We start from the raw sequence: 16,677 nt of genomic DNA on the forward strand, positions 1-16,677 counted from the left end.
ATGCCCCTGACCCGGATCTACCGCGGCGCCGACGAGCCGCACGACGGACTCTCCGAGCTGCCCACCCCACCCCCCTGGCGCGCCTTCGACGGCGGCCCCGCCCTCGAACCGCCGGTCGGCCCGGCCGACTCCGCCGCAGCGCCCGTCTGGCACCGCGCGAGTACCTTCCGCCCGACCCCCGAGACCGTCGAACTGGTCAACGCCGCCCTCTACCTGCGCCGTCCGCTGCTGGTCACCGGACCACCGGGCAGCGGCAAGTCCAGCCTGCCGTACGCCGTCGCCCGGGAACTCGGGCTCGGCCCGGTGCTCCGCTGGAACATCACCAGCCGCTCCACCCTGCGCGACGGCCTCTACCAGTACGACCCGCTCTCCCGCCTGTACGCCGCCAACCAGGTCGGCCCGGACAACCAGGGCGCGGGCCTGGACGAGCACCTGCGGCTCGGACCGCTCGGCACCGCCCTGCTCCCGTACGCCAGACCACGGGCGCTGCTGATCGACGAGATCGACAAGGGCGACCTCGACCTGCCCAACGACCTGCTGCACGTCCTGGAGGACGGCCAGTACGAGATCGACGAACTCGTCCGCGCCGCACCGCAGCAGCCCGAGGCCCGGGTGCTCACCGCCGACGGGCACGGCCGGGCGCCGGTCAGTGGGGGGCGGGTGCGCTGCCGGGCCTTCCCGTTCACCGTCCTGACCAGCAACGCCGAGCGCGAGTTCCCCGCCGCCTTCCTACGGCGCTGCGTCGTGCTGGAGCTGCGCCGACCCGAGGGCGCCGAGCTGGAGGCCATCGTCAAGGCCCATCTCCCCGGCTCCGACGCCGAGTTGGTGGACGAGATCCTGCGGGTCTTCCTGGCCCGCCGGGAGGACGGTGAACTCGCCACCGACCAGCTGCTGAACGCCATCTACCTGACCTCCCGCCCCGAACTCGCCGAGACCGCCGACCGTGCCGCACTCGCGGCCCAGGTGATGCCCTACCTCAGCCGGGGCCAGGATGACGATGTCTTCTGACAAGACCGGGCCACCCGACCCGCCCCCGCCCACCGCCGTCGACCGGCTGAGCGAGCTGCTCACCGAGCTCGGCCGCCCCGAGCCGGGCCCGATCGAACTCGCCGAGCTGCTCTGGTTGGCCGCGCGCAGCGGTGAGCACGGCGCCGGGACGGACGGCGGCTCCGACGCCGACGAGAACGGGGCCCGCCGCCGCAACGGTGGCGCGGCCGACCCGGGTACGGCGGCCGGTGGCGCGGGCGGCCCGGGCCGGGGTGCCGGACAGTCGTTGCGTACCGCGCTCCACCTCCCCTCCGACGACCCGGCGGACGGCGTGGCGGCCGCCGCCGTGCCCACCCCCAGCGCCCCGATGCTGGCCCGCCCGCTGGCCCTGCAGCGCGCGCTCCGCCCGCTGAAGCGCCAAGTCCCCGACCCCAAAAGGGCCCTGCTGGACGAGACGGCGACCGCCAACCGGCTGGCCGAGGCCCTGCGCGGGCCCGGCCCGGTGCGCTGGCTGCCGGTGCTGCGGCCCGGTACCGAACGCTGGCTCGACCTGCAACTGGTGCTGGACTGCGGCCCGACCATGGCGGTCTGGTACCCGCTCGCCCTCGAACTCCGCACCCTGCTACGGCAGACCGGTGCCTTCCGGCAGGTCGGGCTCTCCCGTCTGGACGACTCCGGTCGGCTGGCCCGGCGCCGCCCCTCCGACGCCCGGACGGCGGTGTTGGTGCTCAGCGACTGCATGGGCCCGCAGTGGCGTCCCGGCGTGCCCGGCCTGCGCTGGCACCGCACGCTGCACGCGCTGGCGCGCCGCTGCCCGGTTGCCGTCGTCCAGCCGCTGCCCGAGCGGCTCTGGCAGCTCGCGGCGCTGCCCGCCGTGGCGGGTCTGCTCTCGGCGCCGGAGGCGGGCGTCCCCAACTCGGCGTACGGCTTCGCCCCGTTCGCCGACGGCACCCGCAGGTGGGGCGAGGTCGCCGTCCCCGTCCTGGAGGCGGGGGCCGGCTGGCTCGGCAACTGGGCCCGGCTGGTGGGCAGTCCGGCGGGCGGCCAAGTGGTCGGCTCCGCGTTGCTGGTCGGGCCGTCGCCGGTGCTGCCGGAGGCGGACGCCTTGGCGGGCCCGGAGCCGGACGAACTCGCCGCCGAGGAGCTGATACTGCGCTTCCGCTCGGTCGCCTCCCGGGAGGCGTTCACCCTCGCCGGGCTGACCGCGTTGACCACCCCGGCCCTGCCGGTGATGCGCCTGCTGCAACGGGCCAGCTTCGCCCGGCCGCAGCCCCAGCACCTCGCGGAGGTGGTGGTCAGCGGTCTGCTGAAGGAGCGCGAGGGGCGCCGCGACCACTTCGAGTTCCGGTCAGGGGTAAGGGAGTTGCTGCTCCGGACGCTGCCGCGCTCGACCACCCACCAGGCGGTCGGGCTGCTGGCCAGGGTCGGCGAGCAGATCGCCGCCCGGGCGGGCCGGGTGCCCAACGAGTTCGCGGCACTGGCAGCGACCGACCCCGAGTGTGCCGGTGCCGGCTGCGCCGCTGTCGAGGGAGGCGCGACCGACGGATCCGCAGCCGCTCCCGGGGGGAGGATGGCCGCCGAGCGGCACGCCTTCGCCCTGATAAGCCCCGCCGCGCTGCGGATGCTCGACGGCCCGCGCGCTCCCGTACTCCGGCTGGTGCCCGAGTCCGGCTCCGGCCCGGCCGCCGCCGGGTCGGCAGCCCGGTCCCTGCCCGACCCGGCGCGCTCCCGGGCGGTCCTGCTGCTCACCACCTCGCGGGCCGCCGAGGGAGAGCCGCTGAGCCCGGACGACTTCAGGGCCCACGGTGACCTCACCGGTCTGGCAGCGGCCCTGTCGAGCCGGGCGCTGGTCGGGCTGAGCTCGGACCACCTCTGGCTCGGACTCGACGACCTGCAGGGCTTCCTGAGGGCGCTGCGGACTGCCGCGAGCGAGGCCCAGGACACGCTGGTGGTCTACGTCGGCGGCGAGGTGACGGCCCTGCCGGGTGAGGGTCTGGTGCTGGGCACCCGGCTGCCGGGCGACCGCCGGCCGCTGCCCTGGACCACACTGCTGAGCCTGGTGTCGGACAGCAGGGCCGTCAACCGGCTGCTGGTACTGGATGGTTGGCAGGACAGCGAGACCATCGAGTCGCTCGAACCCTTCGGCGCGCAGGAGCCCGTGCACCAGCTGCTCAGCATCCGCCCGCCGGGCGAGCGCTCGCTGGCCGGACGGTTGAACCAGCTGCTCCGGGACGGCGAGCCGGGCGGGGAGGCGGAGTTGAGCGCGCGCCACCTGCTGCTCGCCCTCCAGGCGCAGGTGGCGGAGGAGCAGCGGACCTCGCGCACCCGGTTCTGGTTCCGGCTGCACGAGCGGTCCTTCCTGCTCTCCCGGAACCCGGCCGTGTCCGGGCCCCCGTCGCTGCAGTCCTCGCCCGGCCGGCAGCCGACCAGGCGCCTGACCACTCCGTCGCACTCCCGCCCGCAGCCCCGCACCGGCCAGGAGCCCACCGAGCTCGCCGCGCCGTACTTCTTCCTCAGCTATGCCCGGGAGGCGCAGCCGTACGGCGCGGTGGAGCAGCTCTTCGGTGACCTCGCCGAGGAGATCCTCCAACTGACCGACCTGCCCGGGGCGGTGCCGGCCGGCTTCCTGGACCACAACTCCACCGGCCGGGGCCTCACCGGCCGGAGCGACGGGCCGGGCGGCCGGGCGGCCCGGTCGCGGGTCACCGAGGCCCTCGCCACCTGCCGGGTGTTCGTCCCGCTCTACTCGCCGGGCTACTTCCTCGACGAGCGGTGCGGCAAGGAGTGGTCGGCCTTCGAGCAGCGCCCGCGCGGGGCGGGCTGGTCGAGCGGCATCGTCCCGGCGCTGTGGGCGCCGGTGCGGCGGGCGGAGCTGCCGGAGGTGGCGAGCCGGCTGCAGTACGTCGACAGCAGGGTCGAACTCTACGAGTCCGAGGGGCTGTTCGGCCTGTCCAAGTCCCAACCACCGCGTGAGCGGTACGAGTTGGCGGTGCACCGGCTGGCCACCCGGATCGTCGAGGTCGCGCACACGGCGGGCATCCCGCCCGGGCCGCCGCCGGACTGGGACACCCTCGTCAACGCCTTCGCTACGTCACCGCCCCCCGGCGGTTGAACCGCTCCGCGCGCCACTCGCCGGACTCCAGTACCTCGGCGAGGTGGTTCGCCGCGTCCCAGACGTCCTGGTAGCCCACGTACAGCGGGGTGAAGCCGAACCGCATCAGGTCCGGTGCCCGGAAGTCGCCGATCACGCCGCGCTCGATCAGCGCCTGCACCACCGGGTACCCGTCGGGGTGCCGCAGGGCCACCTGGCTGCCCCGGCGGTCGGCATCCAGCGGGGTGGCCACCTCCAGCCCCCGCGGCTCGACCAGTTCGATGAAGAGGTCGGTCAGCGCCAGGCTCTTGGCGCGCACGGCCCGCAGGTCGGCCTTCTCCCAGACGTCCAGGCTCGCGCCGAGGGCGGCCTGTCCGAGCATCGACGGCGAGCTGGTCAGGAACTTCCCGATCCCGGTCAGCGGCTCGTATCCGGGTTCGAAGGCGAACGGACGGGCGTGGCCGAACCAGCCGCTCAACGGCTGTGCGGCGGCGGCCTGGTGGCGCTCGGCGACGTACAGGAAGGCGGGCGAACCCGGGCCGCCGTTCAGGTACTTGTAGGTGCAGCCGACGGCGAAGTCCACACCGCAGGCGTCGAGTTCGATCGGCAGCGCGCCGACCGAGTGGCAGACGTCCCAGATCATCAGGGCCCCGGCCCGCTGCACCCGGTCGGTGATCCCGTCCATGTCGAGCAACTCGCCGGTACGGTAGTCGACATGGGAGAGTACGACGGCCGCGACGTCATCGTCGAGCAGCCGGTCCAGGTCGGCGATGGTCGGCAGCAGCACGCTGCGCGTGCCCTCGAGCAGCCCGGTCACGCCCTCGGCGATGTACAGGTCGGTCGGGAAGGCCGTCTGCTCGGCGAGCACCGTCCGGCGCCCCGGACGCAGCCGCAGGGCGGCGGCGAGCACCTTGAAGAGGTTGACGGAGGTGGTGTCGCAGACCACCACCTGGCCGGGCGCGGCCCCGACCAGCGGGCCGATCCGCCCGCCGAGGGTGTGCGGCAGCTCGAACCAGCCCGCGTCGTTCCAGCTGCGGATCAGGTCCCGGCCCCACTCGGCCTCGACCACCTCGCGTACCCGCCCGGGGGTGCGGACGGGGAGTGCGCCGAGCGAGTTGCCGTCCAGGTAGACGATGCCCTCGGGGAGCGAGAACTCGGCCCGGAAGCCGGCCAGCGGGTCGGTGGCGTCGAGTGCGGCGCACTCCTCGCGGGTACGGGTCACGGCTCGCTCCTCACAGTCTGTTCTTCAGGGTGCTTCACAGTTCGCTTCTCACGGTCCACAGCTCGGGGAAGACGTCCTGGTCCGCCGACTGCTTCAGCCAGGTCAGCCCGCTGGACCCGCCCGTGCCGGGCTTGGCTCCCATCGTGCGCTTGACCGAGGAGTAGTGCCGCTGGCGCCAGCGCGTCACCCGCTCGGCGGTGTCCAGCAGGGCTTCGCCGAGCCGGGCCAGCTCCGCCCGCTCGGGGTCGGTGTAGATCAGCCGCCAGGCGGCCTCGACCTCCTCGTTCGCCCGGTACCGGGCGGTGCCCGGCTCGTGCGGCACGGCCACGCCGCGCCGGGCGAGCAGCGCGAGCGCCTCGTCGTACAGGCTGGGGGCGTGCAGCGCGACGGTCAGCTCGCCGTGCACGGCGGGGGAGCCCTGGTACATCTCCAGCAGCGACGCGTTCTTGTTGCCGAGCATGAACTCCAGCCGCAGGAACGCCGAGGACTGGAACCCGGACGCCTCGCCCAGCACCTCGCGGAAGGAGGTGAACTCGCCCGGCGTCATGGTCGCCAGCAGGTCCCAGGAGCTGATCAGCACGTCCTGGACGTGGGTGCCCCGGCGCAGCGCCGCGAAGGCGGCCGTCAGGTCGTCCTCCCGCAGGGCGTGCTGGGCGGTCGTCCACTCGTGCCGCAGCAGGTCGAAGAGCAGCTCCATCACCTGGGTGGTGATGATGAACGACAGCTCGGCGTCGACCTTGCTGCGCGGGTGCTGCAGGCTGTGCAGGGTCTCCAGCCGGACGTACTGCGCGTACGGGGTGCCCGTCTCGGGCGTCTCGTCCGCGCCGTCCTGCTCCGGGCCGAACGACAGCCTCGGGGTACTGACACTGTCCTGACCCATCACGATTCCTCCTGAAGTCTCCCGGTCCGTCACCGGGCGGCGGACCGGCACTATTGTGCGGCCGTCCGCTCCCGTCTTGAATGGGCGACGGGCACCGGATCGGGAGGATCACCTTCCATTCAAAAGGTCTTTCGGTCTTTCGGCCTCACGGACCAGAATCAGCCCCCAGAAACATCAGGAGTTCCGCATGGACGCCGTCGACCGCCTCCTCCTCGCCGAGCTGCAGAGTGACGCCCGGCTGTCCTTCAACGAGCTCTCCCGCCGGGTCAACCTCTCCCCGCCGGCGGTGGCCGAGCGGGTCCGCCGGCTGGAGGCCGACCGGGTGATCAGCGGGTACCACGCGCACGTCGATCTCGCCCGGGCCGGGCTGGCGGTCACCGCGCTGGTGCAGATCCAGTGCTACGGGCCGCGCTGTGTGCTGCGGGACCCGGCGGTGGCAGCCTGGCCGGAGGTGCAGCAGCTGCACCGGGTCACCGGCGGGGCGTGCTGCGTGCTGCTGGTGGCGGTCGCCGGGATGGCCGAGTTCGAGCAGCTGATCGACCGCCTGGCGGTCTACGGGCAGCCGTCCAGCTCGATGATCCTCTCCAGCCCGGTCCCCTGGCACCCGGTCGAGCCCGCGTGACGGGCCCGCTCAGTGCCCGGCGCTGCCGACGTGCACGCCGAGCCCCTGCAACCCGTTCAGGAACAGCTCCACGCCGACGGCCGCCAGCAGCAGCCCGAGCAGCCGGGAGAGCACCTCGAGCGAGGTCTGGTGGGTGCGCCGCAGCAGCCGGGAGAGCAGTAGGACGGCGAGGCAGTTGATCACCACCACGGCGAGGTAGGCGCCCGCGACGGTGCTGTGCCAGGACCAGCTGTCCTTCTCCAGCGACTCGACCAGCACGGCGGTGATCGCCAGCGGACTGGCGACGTACGGGAGCATCAGCTCGCGGACGCCTTCGGCCAGTGGGTTGGCGAGCGTGCCGTCCTCGCCTTCGGCACTGCTGCCGCCCAGATGGATGCCGAGCACCAGGGCGACGGCGTAGATGAAGAAGATCACGCCGCCGGCGAGCTGCAGCGACTCGTCGCTGATGTGGAAGAAGGTGGTGAGCCAGTCGGCGGTGTACGCCATCGTCACGCCGACCACCGCCGCCACCACCGTGGTCACCAGGGTCAGCTTGCGCAGCTCGGCGTGCCCCCGGGTCTTGGCGACGTGCGCGAACGCCAGCAGCACCTTGGGCGGCCCGACCACGGCGAAGAAGGTGACGAAGGCGCTGCTCAGATTGAAGGCGGACATGATCCAAGCATGCGTCAGGCCCGGCCCGGCAGTGGACTGCCGCGCCCGGCCCCCGGTGGTGGCCGGTCAGCCGATGACGGCCTGCGCGTCGATCTCCACCAGCATCGCCTCGTGCGGCAGCTCGACGAAGACGGTGGTGCGGCACGGCTTCACACCGCCGTCCGGAATGTGCCGGTCGACGAACTCGCCGTACACCTCGTTCATCGCCGCGAAGTCCGCCCGCCGGGTGAGGTAGACCCGGAACATCACCACGTCCTCGACGGTGGCGCCGCCCGCCTCGAGCACCGCGAGGACGTTCTCCAGGGTGCGCCGGGTCTGCGCCCGCACGTCGCCCGGGTGGAGGTACTCGGAGGTCTCCGGGTCCTGCGGGCCCTGGCCGGACACCTGCAGGATCGGGCCCTTGCGGACGCCCTGGGAGAAGACCCAGGCGGGGGCAGGGGCGCCGGTGGTGCGTACTTCGGTCTTCATGTCTCTCTTTACTGGTTGGTCGGTCAGTGTGTGGCGAGGCCGCAGTCGGCCGAGACGGCGGCTGCGGTGGCCCGGAGTTGCGGGAGCAGCGCCAGCACCTGTTCGTACGGGAGCAGGATGTCCGGCACCGAGAGCGAGACTGCGGCGACCACCCGCCCGGTGACGTCCCGGACGGGCGCCGCGACGCAGTTGATGAACGACTCGTGCTCGGCGTGGTCCTGGGCCCACCCCTGGGCGGCCACGGTGTCCAGCTCGGCCAGCAGGGCCTCGGGCGTGGTGAGCGTGTTCACGGTGAACGGGGTGAACTCGATCTTGTCAGCGAGTTGTTGACGGACCGTCACCGGAAGGTCGGCGAGCAGCACCTTCGACACCGCCGCGCAGTGCAGCCCGGCCCGCAGCCCGATCCGGGAGTACATCCGTACCGGGTGCCGCGAGTCGTACTTGTCGATGTAGACCACCTCGCCGCCCTCGTACGCCGCCAGATGGACGGTCTGCCCGGTGGCCGCGTTCAGCTCGCGCAGGTGCGGTGCGGCGACGGAACGGATCCCGCGCTGCTCCAGCGCGAGCCCGGCCAGGGCGAAGAGCTGCGGGCCGAGCCGGTAGCGGTGGGCGGCATCGCGCTGGACGATCCGCTCGTCCTCCATCGGGCGCAGCAGCCGCAGCACGGTGGTCTTGTGCACGTCCAGGACTGCGGCGAGCTGCTCCAAGGTCCGCTCGCCCTCGCCGAGTTCGGCCAGCAGCCGCATCGCGCGGGCGACGGTGGAGCTGCTCACCGCCGGCCTGCCGGGTGGCAGCCGTCCGCGTCGACGGTGACGGCCGCCCAGTCGGCCTCGTCGGCCGCGAGCAGCCGCTCGGTCAGTGCGGCGGGCGGCACCGGGCCGAGATCGCCCCGGGTGGTCAGGGCGGCTGCGGCCGACAGGTGGCCCAGGCGCAGGCGTTGGGGCTCCGGCAGGCCGCGCAGCGTGCCCGCCAGGTAGCCGGCCGCGAAGGCGTCCCCGGCGCCGGTCGGCTCCACCACCTCGACCCGCAGGGCCGGTTCGGCCGTGGTCGAGCCGTCCGGAGCGATCGCGGTGGCGTGCCGCCCGTCGTCCTTGAGCACCAGTACGCCGGGTCTCGGCAGCAGCTTGCGCAGGGCGGCGGGCTCGTCGGTGCCGAGCACCTCGCGGGCCTCGTCGGCGCCGAGCAGCACGATGTCCGAGGCGTTCATCAGGAAGCGCAGGGCCTGCCGGTCCCGCCCGGCCCAGAGCGCGGGCCGCCAGTTGAGGTCGAAGCTGACCAACCGGTCGGGCACCGCCAGCAGGGTGCGGACCAGGCGGTGGCAGCTGTCGGAGAGCGCGGGCGTGATGCCGGTCAGGTGGACCAGCTCCGCACCGGCCAGCAGCGCCGCGACGGCCGGGTCGGCGAGCAGCTCGGGGCCCATCGCGGCGGCGGCCGAACCGCGCCGGTAGTAGTGCAGCCGGCTGTGCCCGGCGCCCAGGTCGTACGGGTGCTCCGCGCCCGAGCCGGTCTCCTTCACGTAGAGGCCGGTGGGGCGGGCCGGGTCGTACCCGACCGCCGAGGTGTCGACCCCGTGCGCGGCGATCTGCTCGACCAGGCGGCGGCCGAAGCCGTCCGCGCCGACCCGGCTGATCCAGGCGGTGGGGATGCCGAGCCCGGCCAGCCCGCAGGCCACGTTGGACTCCGCGCCGCCGTAGCCGCGACGGAAGGTCTCCGCCTGCTCCAGCGGCCCGGGCGCCTCGGGGGCGAGCACGGCCATCGACTCGCCGAGGCAGACGGCGGTGGCGCCGGTACGGGGTGTCACCTGGATGCTCCTGGAGGCGCGGGTCGGGGTGCGTTGACCAGTGGTCTGGACCTGAGGTTAGATCAGCAGCGTCAGTCTGTGCAACGAGCGTTGCGTATAACGCAACCTGAAGACCGGAAGGCGGATCCGATGCGGCTCATCGATCGCGAACGGGTGGCGGCTCTCGCCGAGGAGCGGCTCGACTGGCGGTTCAAGGCGGTCCCCGCCGCAGCCTGGGGGAAGACCGTCGCCGAATACCTGGCCACCCGGCCCACCCTGGACGACCTCTCCACCCCGCTGGTCACCCTCGACGCGGGGGCCCTCGACCACAACCTCGCGACCATGGCCCGCTGGTGCGCCGAGGCGGGCGTCGCCCTGGCCCCGCACGGCAAGACCACCATGGCCCCCGTCCTCTGGCAGCGTCAGCTGGACGCGGGCGCCGTCGCGATCACCCTCGCCAACCTCCCGCAGGTCAACGTCGGCCTGGCCTTCGGCCTGCGCCGCATCCACCTCGCCAACACCCTGCTCGACCCCGCCGGGCTGCGCCGGATCGCCGCCGAGTCCGCCGCCGACCCCGGCTTCCGCTTCACCTCCTGGGTCGACTCCACCCGCGCCGTCGAGCTGATGGACGAAGCCCTGCGCGGCGCCCCCGCGCCCGTGGACGTCTGCGTCGAACTCGGCGCCCCCGGCGCCCGCACCGGCTGCCGCACCCTCGCCGAGGCCCAGGCGGTGGCCCGCGCCGTCCACGCCGCCCCCGGCCTCCGGCTGACCGGCATCAGCGGGTACGAGGGCGCCATCGCCCACGACGCCACCGCCGACTCGCTCGCCGCTGTCTCCCGCTACCTCACCCGCTTCGCCGAGCTGCACCAACTCCTCGACTCCGACGGCCTGTTCGACCAGGCCGAGGAGGTGTGGATCACGGCGGGCGGCAGCGCGTACTTCGACACCGTCACCGAACTCCTCACCCCGCTCGCCGACGACCGCACCCGGGTGGTGCTGCGCTCCGGCGCCTACTTCGCCCACGACGACGGCTTCTACCGGGGCATCTCCCCCCTCGCCCGCACCGCCGCGACCACCCCCTTCCGTTCCGCCCTGCACGGCTGGACGCGAGTGGTCTCCCGCCCCGAGCCCGGGCTCGCCCTGCTGGACGGCGGCAAGCGCGACCTCTCCTACGACGACGGCCTGCCCGAGCCCCAACTCGTCCGTGGACGCGGCCCGTTGCCGGGTGGACGGATCACCGCGCTGAACGACCAGCACGCCTTCCTCCGGCCCACGGAGGCAGGGGGCGTCGAAGTCTCGGTCGGCGAGACCGTACGGCTCGGCCTCTCGCACCCCTGCACGGTCTTCGACAAGTGGACCATGCTCCCCGTCCTCGACTCCGCCGATGCCGAACTCCCGCGCGTGGTCGACCTGGTGCGGACGTTCTTCTGATGCCCGACCTGCTGGCCGTTGGCAGCGACGGGCTGCTCGCCGGCGCCCGCCCGCACCCCGGGCCTGGGGCACCTTCCCCCGCTACCTGGCCCACTACAGCCGGGAGTCGGGTGTCCTCACGCTGGAGGAGACGGTCGCCCGGATGACCGGCCGCCCGGCCCGCCGGCTCGGCCTGCGCCGCCGGGGCCTGATCCGCCCGGGGTACGCGGCCGACCTCGTCCTCTTCGACCCGCTCACCGTCCAGGACACCGCCGACTACGACGACCCCCGCCGCCCGGCGACCGGAATCCCGTACGTCCTGGTCGGCGGCACACCCGTGATCGACGACTCCCGCCCCACCGGCACCCTGCCGGGCCGCACGCTGCGCCGCCGCGCCGAAGGAGCCACCTGGTGACCGCACAACCCCTCGCCGCTCCGTCGGCCTTCACCGAGCTGCTGGCCGCCGACCGGGTGATCGCCGTCGTCCGGGCGCCGGTGATCCCCGACGCCGCCGCGCTCTGCGCCGCGCTCGCCGAAGGCGGCATCCGCTGGGTGGAGTTCACCTTCACCACGCCGGACGTCACCACCCACCTGCGGCGCGCCGCCGCAGCGGACACCGGCTGCCGGCTCGGCGTCGGCACCGTACTCACCGCCGGGCAGGCCGAACAGGCGGTCGCGGCGGGGGCGCAGTACCTGGTCACCCCCGGCCTGCGCCCGGCCGTGGCGGCCGCGCCCGTCCCGGTCGTGCTGGGCGCGCTCACCCCGAGCGAGGTCGCCGACGCCCTCGATCTCGGCGCCGCCGCCGTCAAGATCTTCCCGGCCCGAGCGTTCGGCCCGTCCTACCTGAAGGACCTCCGGGGCCCCTTTCCCGACGCCCCGCTGATCGCCTCCGGCGGTGTCGGCGCGGCCAACGCCGCCGACTTCCTGGCGGCGGGCGCGCTCGCGGTCTGCGCGGGCGGCGAGGTGGCCGCCCCGGCCCTGGTGGCCGCCGCCGACTGGCCCGAACTCACCCGGCGGGCCCGGGCGTTCGTCGCGGCGACTACCGCAGGACCACGGTGACCCCGCCCTCGCGCAGCACGTCCAGCACGGCGTCGAAGTAGCACTGCTCCCGGCCCTCGATCACCAGCCGCCGGGTCAGCGCCCGCCGGGCCGCCGCCGAGTCGTCCCAGAGGAGCGTGAACGGCGGCTCCGGGCCGAAGCCCCCACGCAGACAGTCGACCAGCGCGTCCAGGTTGCGGCCGTAGTACCCGTCCGGCGCCCGGACGGCGCTGCCCAGGGCGGCGTAGAACGACGGCTCGTCGGCGACGGCTGCGCCGTCCAGGTGATATTCGAGCGACGGCTGCTTCTGCGGCACGGTGCGTCCTCGCGGGATCGGTTCGCCCGGATGGCGTCCCCAGGTCGAGCGGGCCGCGTCCTTGGGCTGGGATGGGAGACGGACCAGGTACACCCGCCATCAGCCGGCACGATCCGAGGGCTCATCATGACCTGTCTGAACCGCAAGGACCTAGGACTTTTCGCCCTGCGCGCCGCTGTCGGCGGGGTGCTCGTCGCCCACGGTACGCAGAAGCTCTTCGGGTGGTTCGGCGGGGGAGGGCTGGACGGGACGGCCAAGGCGATGGAGCACATGGGCTTCGTACCGGGCCGGCGCAGCGCCCTGGCCGCCGGACTCGGTGAGGCGGGCGGCGGCGCGCTGCTGGTCGTGGGCCTGGCCACCCCGGCGGCCGGGGCGATCGTCGCGGGCACCATGGCGGGGGCGATCGCCGTGCACGCCCCGGGCGGATTCTTCGCCACCTCCGGCGGCTACGAGTACCCGGCCTTCCTCGGAGCCTGCGGCGTGGCCCTCGGCATCTCCGGCGCGGGCCGCTACTCCCTCGACCACGCGACCGGCCACGCCCTGGACCGCTCCTGGGTCGGCCTGCTGGCCTTCACCGCGAGCGCGATCTCCGCCGCCACCGTGGTGGCCCGCCGCCAGGACGTCGTACGGCGGCGCGAGGAGCGCGCCGCCGACGAGGTCGCCCAGCAGAACGGCATCGGGCTCTCCTGAAGCCCCCCCCAGGACCAAGGAGAGACCGATGATCCGTCAGACCCACCTGTCAGCCGGCACCGTTGCCGCCGTCCTGTTGCTCGCGGGCTGCTCATCGAGCGGCAACCCGACCTCGGCCGCGTCCTCGGCGTTGGCGGCCGCCCGCTCCGGCGCCTCCGCGCTCGCCTCCGCCGCCAACGGTCTGGGGTCCGCTGTGGCCTCCGCCGAGTCGGCGGCCTCCTCCGCGTTCGCGAGCATCAAGGGCGGCCTGGACGCGAAGACCGACATCGAGCTCGGCACGGTGGTCACCGGCTCCGACGGCCGCTCGGACGTCCCGATCACCGTCACCAACCACGGCACCCAGAGCTACCGCTACACCGTCCAGATCAACTTCGACGACCAGTCGGGCAACCTCGTCGACACCGTCATCGTCAACGTCCCCGAGGTCGTCGCCGCCGGCACCGCCCAGGCCGCCGCCCGCAGCAACCGCAACCTCCCGAGCCCGGTGACGGCCAAAGTCGGCAACGCGGTCCGTTACTGATCGTCACCCACAGGAGTGAGTTCCCGGGTATTCCTGCCGGGTACGCTGGCGGTGTCGGCGAGACTCGCGACCATGGGAGCAACGATGACAGCCGTGCCCGACTGGCTCATCCCGCCGGAAGGTGGATTCACCGCCGACGATCTCGACCACATGCCTGGCCTCCCGCCGCACACGGAGTTGATCGACGGGAGCCTTGTCTTCATGAGCCCGCAGAAGTACTTCCACATGCTTGCGGTGGACTTGATCGCGCAGGGGCTCCGTGCGACGGTCCCCGGCCATCTCCGGGTGTTGCGCGAGATGAGCGTGATTCTCGGTAAGCGCGACCGCCCCGAGCCGGACATCTCCGTGGTCCGTGCCGAAGCGGTGACCGAGGACGCCGACGAGACCGGTTACCAGGCGAGTGACGTTGTCCTGGCGGTCGAGGTGGTCTCGCCGGACTCGGTCGAGCGTGACCGTGACACCAAGCCCCGCAAGTACGGGCAGGCCGGCATCCCGCACTTCTGGCGGGTGGAGAAGTCGGAGGGCCGCCGCCCGGTCGTCTACGTCTTCGAACTCGACCCGGCCACCCGGACGTACGTCGTCACCGGCATCCACCACGACCGGCTCAAGGTCGGCGTGCCGTTCGCCGTCGACATCGATCTGACGGAGATCGACCAGCTCTGAGTCATCCCGACGCCGGCCCACCGCTCCGGTGGGCCGGCGTTCTGCTGCTCAGGAGGCGGCGGAACCTTAACGGCGGCTCAAGTCGCAAGGTTGGCTCTTGACGCCGGAGTTGGTCTAGTCCATTTTTGTGCCAGGTGCAGGGAGCCCCTGGGCCGGCGCCGGTGGTCCAGACCTCCGGCGCCGGTTCGGCGTACCCCGGCGTCCCGTCAGACCAGCCCCACGCTCGATTCCCAGCTGTCATGCCCCTGGCCACATGGCCCCACCCCGTGTGTCCCACCCCGACGGGGTACGGCAGTTCCCCCACAACCAGGAGTCATGCACCCATGGATCGTGCTGTCCTTTCTCCCCGAGAGACTCCCGGCGAGGCTCTCCAGGGGCCGACCCGCAAGCGTCGGCCCAAGAGCCTGGCCGCGCTGGCGGCCGGTACCGCCGTCTCCCTGCTGCTCGGCGCGGGCCTCGCGCTCGGCTCGGGTGCCACCGCCCAGGCGGCCGCCACCAACACCACCGGTGCCCCCGCCACCAGCGGCGGCATCAAGGTCGCCTACTTCGACCAGTGGTCGGTGTACGGCAACGCGTACTACCCGAAGACCATTCAGGACACCGGTGTCGCAGGCAAGCTGGACTACCTGATCTACGACTTCGCGAACATCAACCCGACCTCGCTGAAGTGTTTCGAGGCCACCAAGGCCGCCTCCCAGAACGAGAGCGACCCGAACGCCGGTGACGGCGCGGCGGACGCCTTCGCCGACTACGAGAAGTCGTACGACACGACCACCAGCGTGAGCGGCGTCGCCGATACCTGGAACCAGCCGATCACGGGCAACTTCAACCAGCTCAAGGAGCTGAAGGCGAAGAACCCGAAGCTCAAGATCCTGCTGTCGATCGGTGGTTGGACGTACTCCAAGTACTTCTCCGACGTCGCCTCCAGTGACGCCAATCGCAAGGCCTTCGCCTCCTCCTGCATCGACATGTTCATCAAGGGCAACCTGCCCGTGGACGCCGGCTTCGGCGGTCCCGGCTCGGGCGCCGGCATCTTCGACGGCTTCGACATCGACTGGGAGTACCCGGGCGGCGGCGGCCACACCGGCAACCACTCCAGCCCGGCCGACAAGCAGAACTACACCCTGCTGATGGCCGAGCTGCGCTCCGAGCTGGACGCCCAGGGCAAGGCCGACGGCAAGACCTACGCCCTCTCGGCGGCGGTCGGTGCCGGGCAGGACAAGATCCAGAACGTCGAGACCGACAAGCTCGGCCAGTACCTCTCGTTCCTGGACGTCATGACCTACGACATGCACGGTGCGTGGGACGCGACCGGCCCGACCAACCATCAGGCCCCGCTCTACTCGGACCCGAACGACCCGATGACCCCGGTCGCGCCGGGCAACGGCAAGTACTCGATCGACAATGCGATCAAGGCGTGGACGGTCGGTGACCCGCAGTACGGCATCGCGGGCGGCTTCCCCGCCAACAAGATAAACATGGGTGTGCCGTTCTACTACCGAGGCTGGACGGGCGTCCCCGCCGGTGCCAACCACGGCCTCTTCCAGAGTGCGACCGGCCCGGCCACGGGCGCCGCGATGTCCGGGAACGTCAACGGCATCCGGATGTACAAGGAACTGAACGGCTTCGTCGACAACCCGGCGGACACCTACTGGGACGACACCGCCAAGGCCGCCTACTTCTACGACGGCAGCACCTTCTGGACGGGCGAGGACGCCCAGTCGATCCAGGCCAAGGCGGACTACGCGCACTGCAACGGGCTCGGCGGCTCCTTCGCCTTCTCGCTCTACGACCTCGGCACCCAGACCGCGCTGTTCGACAAGATGGCCAGCGCCACCGACGGTTCCGCCGCCAACTGCCCGGCGCCGTCCCCGTCCAGCTCGCCTTCGGCCTCGGCCACGCCGAGCAGCTCGCCGAGCAGCTCCCCGTCGTCCTCCCCGAGCAGCTCCCCCTCCAGCTCGCCCAGCAACTCCCCGAGCAGCTCGCCGTCGACCACGCCGACCGGCTCCTGCACCGCCCCGAGCTGGAACGCCACCGCCGTCTACGCCACGCCCGGCACCAAGGTCTCGTGGAAGGGCCACTACTACACCAACAAGTGGTGGACCACGAACGAGGACCCGACCGCCAGTGGCCAGTGGGGCGTCTGGTCCGACAACGGCCCCTGCTGACCACCCCGCTGAACCCCGGCCCCGGACTTCCCACTCGTCCGGGGCCGGACCATGGGGCAACTGGGTAACCACGGACAGGGGCGCGGGGCCCTGCTCGATGAACTGCGTGCGCGAAACCGGAAGGCACAGGCCCGCACCCTTCCGCCAAGCGCAGTCCCTCGCACCCCTGTC

The 16,677-nt window shown here is 72.7% G+C and carries 16 protein-coding genes and 1 pseudogene; 10 read left to right on the top strand and 7 right to left on the bottom strand.

What is annotated here, in order from left to right:
• Both P3T29_RS02710 and P3T29_RS02715 read left to right on the top strand, forming a co-directional pair.
• On the top strand, nt 1-1,008 hold the full coding sequence (locus P3T29_RS02710; protein ID WP_280714582.1) for a MoxR family ATPase: 1,008 nt from the start codon (nt 1-3) through the stop codon (nt 1,006-1,008).
• Complete coding sequence (locus tag P3T29_RS02715) at nt 998-4,099, top strand: TIR-like protein FxsC (protein WP_280714583.1); 3,102 nt, start codon at nt 998-1,000, stop codon at nt 4,097-4,099. Before P3T29_RS02710 ends, P3T29_RS02715 begins: the two co-directional genes overlap by 11 nt.
• On the opposite strand, the gene kynU is transcribed toward P3T29_RS02715, so the two are convergent.
• Both kynU and P3T29_RS02725 read right to left on the bottom strand, forming a co-directional pair.
• Nucleotides 4,074-5,300: a kynureninase gene (gene kynU / locus P3T29_RS02720; protein WP_280714584.1), complete on the bottom strand. Its 1,227-nt coding sequence runs from the start codon at nt 5,298-5,300 to the stop codon at nt 4,074-4,076. The two genes, P3T29_RS02715 and kynU, sit on opposite strands and share 26 nt — an antisense overlap.
• Before the next feature lie 34 nt (nt 5,301-5,334).
• Entirely contained in the window at nt 5,335-6,180 is an 846-nt protein-coding gene (locus tag P3T29_RS02725; protein ID WP_280714585.1) for a tryptophan 2,3-dioxygenase family protein, read from the bottom strand.
• Between the two features lie 187 nt (nt 6,181-6,367).
• Between P3T29_RS02725 and P3T29_RS02730 the strand changes: the two genes are divergently transcribed.
• A complete protein-coding gene (locus P3T29_RS02730; protein WP_280714586.1) occupies nt 6,368-6,802 on the top strand; it encodes an Lrp/AsnC family transcriptional regulator in 435 nt (144 codons plus the stop codon).
• A 9-nt stretch (nt 6,803-6,811) separates the two neighbouring features.
• Here P3T29_RS02730 and P3T29_RS02735 read toward each other — a convergent pair whose 3' ends face one another.
• The 4 genes from P3T29_RS02735 to P3T29_RS02750 form a co-directional block, all read right to left on the bottom strand.
• The gene (locus P3T29_RS02735) at nt 6,812-7,453 is read right to left on the bottom strand and encodes a MarC family protein (protein WP_280714587.1); all 642 of its coding nucleotides are present in this window, start codon (nt 7,451-7,453) and stop codon (nt 6,812-6,814) included.
• Nucleotides 7,454-7,519: 66 nt separating this feature from the next.
• Nucleotides 7,520-7,921 carry a RidA family protein gene (locus tag P3T29_RS02740; RefSeq protein ID WP_280714588.1) on the bottom strand — a complete coding sequence of 134 codons (402 nt, stop codon included), beginning with the start codon at nt 7,919-7,921 and terminating at the stop codon, nt 7,520-7,522.
• A gap of 23 nt (nt 7,922-7,944) precedes the next feature.
• Nucleotides 7,945-8,694, bottom strand: a complete 750-nt coding sequence (locus P3T29_RS02745; RefSeq protein WP_280714589.1) for an IclR family transcriptional regulator — start codon at nt 8,692-8,694, stop codon at nt 7,945-7,947.
• Nucleotides 8,691-9,722, bottom strand: coding sequence for a sugar kinase (locus P3T29_RS02750; protein ID WP_280714590.1), 1,032 nt, complete (start codon nt 9,720-9,722; stop codon nt 8,691-8,693). The genes P3T29_RS02745 and P3T29_RS02750 overlap by 4 nt, the downstream gene beginning before the upstream one ends.
• Nucleotides 9,723-9,851: 129 nt before the next feature.
• Here P3T29_RS02750 and P3T29_RS02755 point away from each other — a divergent pair, with 129 nt between their 5' ends.
• The 3 genes and pseudogenes from P3T29_RS02755 to eda all read left to right on the top strand — a co-directional run bounded on the left by P3T29_RS02755 (nt 9,852) and on the right by eda (nt 12,170).
• Entirely contained in the window at nt 9,852-11,132 is a 1,281-nt protein-coding gene (locus P3T29_RS02755) for an alanine racemase (RefSeq protein ID WP_280714591.1), read from the top strand.
• 20 nt (nt 11,133-11,152) lie between these two features.
• Nucleotides 11,153-11,526, top strand: a pseudogene (locus P3T29_RS02760) (amidohydrolase family protein); the annotation flags it as partial.
• Nucleotides 11,523-12,170, top strand: coding sequence for a bifunctional 4-hydroxy-2-oxoglutarate aldolase/2-dehydro-3-deoxy-phosphogluconate aldolase (gene eda / locus P3T29_RS02765; RefSeq protein WP_280714592.1), 648 nt, complete (start codon nt 11,523-11,525; stop codon nt 12,168-12,170). The pseudogene P3T29_RS02760 and the gene eda, both read left to right, overlap by 4 nt.
• Here eda and P3T29_RS02770 read toward each other — a convergent pair.
• A complete protein-coding gene (locus tag P3T29_RS02770) occupies nt 12,151-12,465 on the bottom strand; it encodes a barstar family protein (RefSeq protein ID WP_280714593.1) in 315 nt (104 codons plus the stop codon). The genes eda and P3T29_RS02770 overlap by 20 nt on opposite strands.
• A 126-nt stretch (nt 12,466-12,591) precedes the next feature.
• On the opposite strand from P3T29_RS02770, the gene P3T29_RS02775 reads away from it, so the two are divergent.
• The 4 genes from P3T29_RS02775 (at nt 12,592) to P3T29_RS02790 (ending at nt 16,506) form a co-directional block, all read left to right on the top strand.
• Nucleotides 12,592-13,155 carry a DoxX family protein gene (locus P3T29_RS02775; protein ID WP_280714594.1) on the top strand — a complete coding sequence of 188 codons (564 nt, stop codon included), beginning with the start codon at nt 12,592-12,594 and terminating at the stop codon, nt 13,153-13,155.
• A gap of 28 nt (nt 13,156-13,183) precedes the next feature.
• Nucleotides 13,184-13,675 carry a hypothetical protein gene (locus tag P3T29_RS02780; RefSeq protein ID WP_280714595.1) on the top strand — a complete coding sequence of 164 codons (492 nt, stop codon included), beginning with the start codon at nt 13,184-13,186 and terminating at the stop codon, nt 13,673-13,675.
• Between the two features lie 84 nt (nt 13,676-13,759).
• Nucleotides 13,760-14,338: a Uma2 family endonuclease gene (locus tag P3T29_RS02785; protein WP_280714770.1), complete on the top strand. Its 579-nt coding sequence runs from the start codon at nt 13,760-13,762 to the stop codon at nt 14,336-14,338.
• Between the two features lie 323 nt (nt 14,339-14,661).
• Nucleotides 14,662-16,506 (top strand): glycosyl hydrolase family 18 protein, encoded by a 1,845-nt coding sequence (locus tag P3T29_RS02790; protein ID WP_280714596.1) that lies wholly within the window; start codon nt 14,662-14,664, stop codon nt 16,504-16,506.
• Nucleotides 16,507-16,677: the final 171 nt, after the last annotated feature.

Source organism: Kitasatospora sp. MAP5-34, assembly GCF_029894335.1.
GTDB lineage: Bacteria > Actinomycetota > Actinomycetes > Streptomycetales > Streptomycetaceae > Kitasatospora.

Excerpts from the sequence above, each read along its gene's own strand:
- P3T29_RS02710 (WP_280714582.1), top strand. The coding sequence starts at position 1 with ATGCCCCTGACCCGGATCTACCGCGGCGCCGACGAGCCGCACGACGGA.
- P3T29_RS02715 (WP_280714583.1), top strand. The coding sequence starts at position 998 with ATGTCTTCTGACAAGACCGGGCCACCCGACCCGCCCCCGCCCACCGCC.
- P3T29_RS02725 (WP_280714585.1), bottom strand. The coding sequence starts at position 6,180 with ATGGGTCAGGACAGTGTCAGTACCCCGAGGCTGTCGTTCGGCCCGGAG.
- P3T29_RS02730 (WP_280714586.1), top strand. The coding sequence starts at position 6,368 with ATGGACGCCGTCGACCGCCTCCTCCTCGCCGAGCTGCAGAGTGACGCC.
- P3T29_RS02735 (WP_280714587.1), bottom strand. The coding sequence starts at position 7,453 with ATGTCCGCCTTCAATCTGAGCAGCGCCTTCGTCACCTTCTTCGCCGTG.
- P3T29_RS02740 (WP_280714588.1), bottom strand. The coding sequence starts at position 7,921 with ATGAAGACCGAAGTACGCACCACCGGCGCCCCTGCCCCCGCCTGGGTC.
- P3T29_RS02755 (WP_280714591.1), top strand. The coding sequence starts at position 9,852 with ATGCGGCTCATCGATCGCGAACGGGTGGCGGCTCTCGCCGAGGAGCGG.
- P3T29_RS02775 (WP_280714594.1), top strand. The coding sequence starts at position 12,592 with ATGACCTGTCTGAACCGCAAGGACCTAGGACTTTTCGCCCTGCGCGCC.
- P3T29_RS02780 (WP_280714595.1), top strand. The coding sequence starts at position 13,184 with ATGATCCGTCAGACCCACCTGTCAGCCGGCACCGTTGCCGCCGTCCTG.
- P3T29_RS02785 (WP_280714770.1), top strand. The coding sequence starts at position 13,760 with ATGACAGCCGTGCCCGACTGGCTCATCCCGCCGGAAGGTGGATTCACC.
- P3T29_RS02790 (WP_280714596.1), top strand. The coding sequence starts at position 14,662 with ATGGATCGTGCTGTCCTTTCTCCCCGAGAGACTCCCGGCGAGGCTCTC.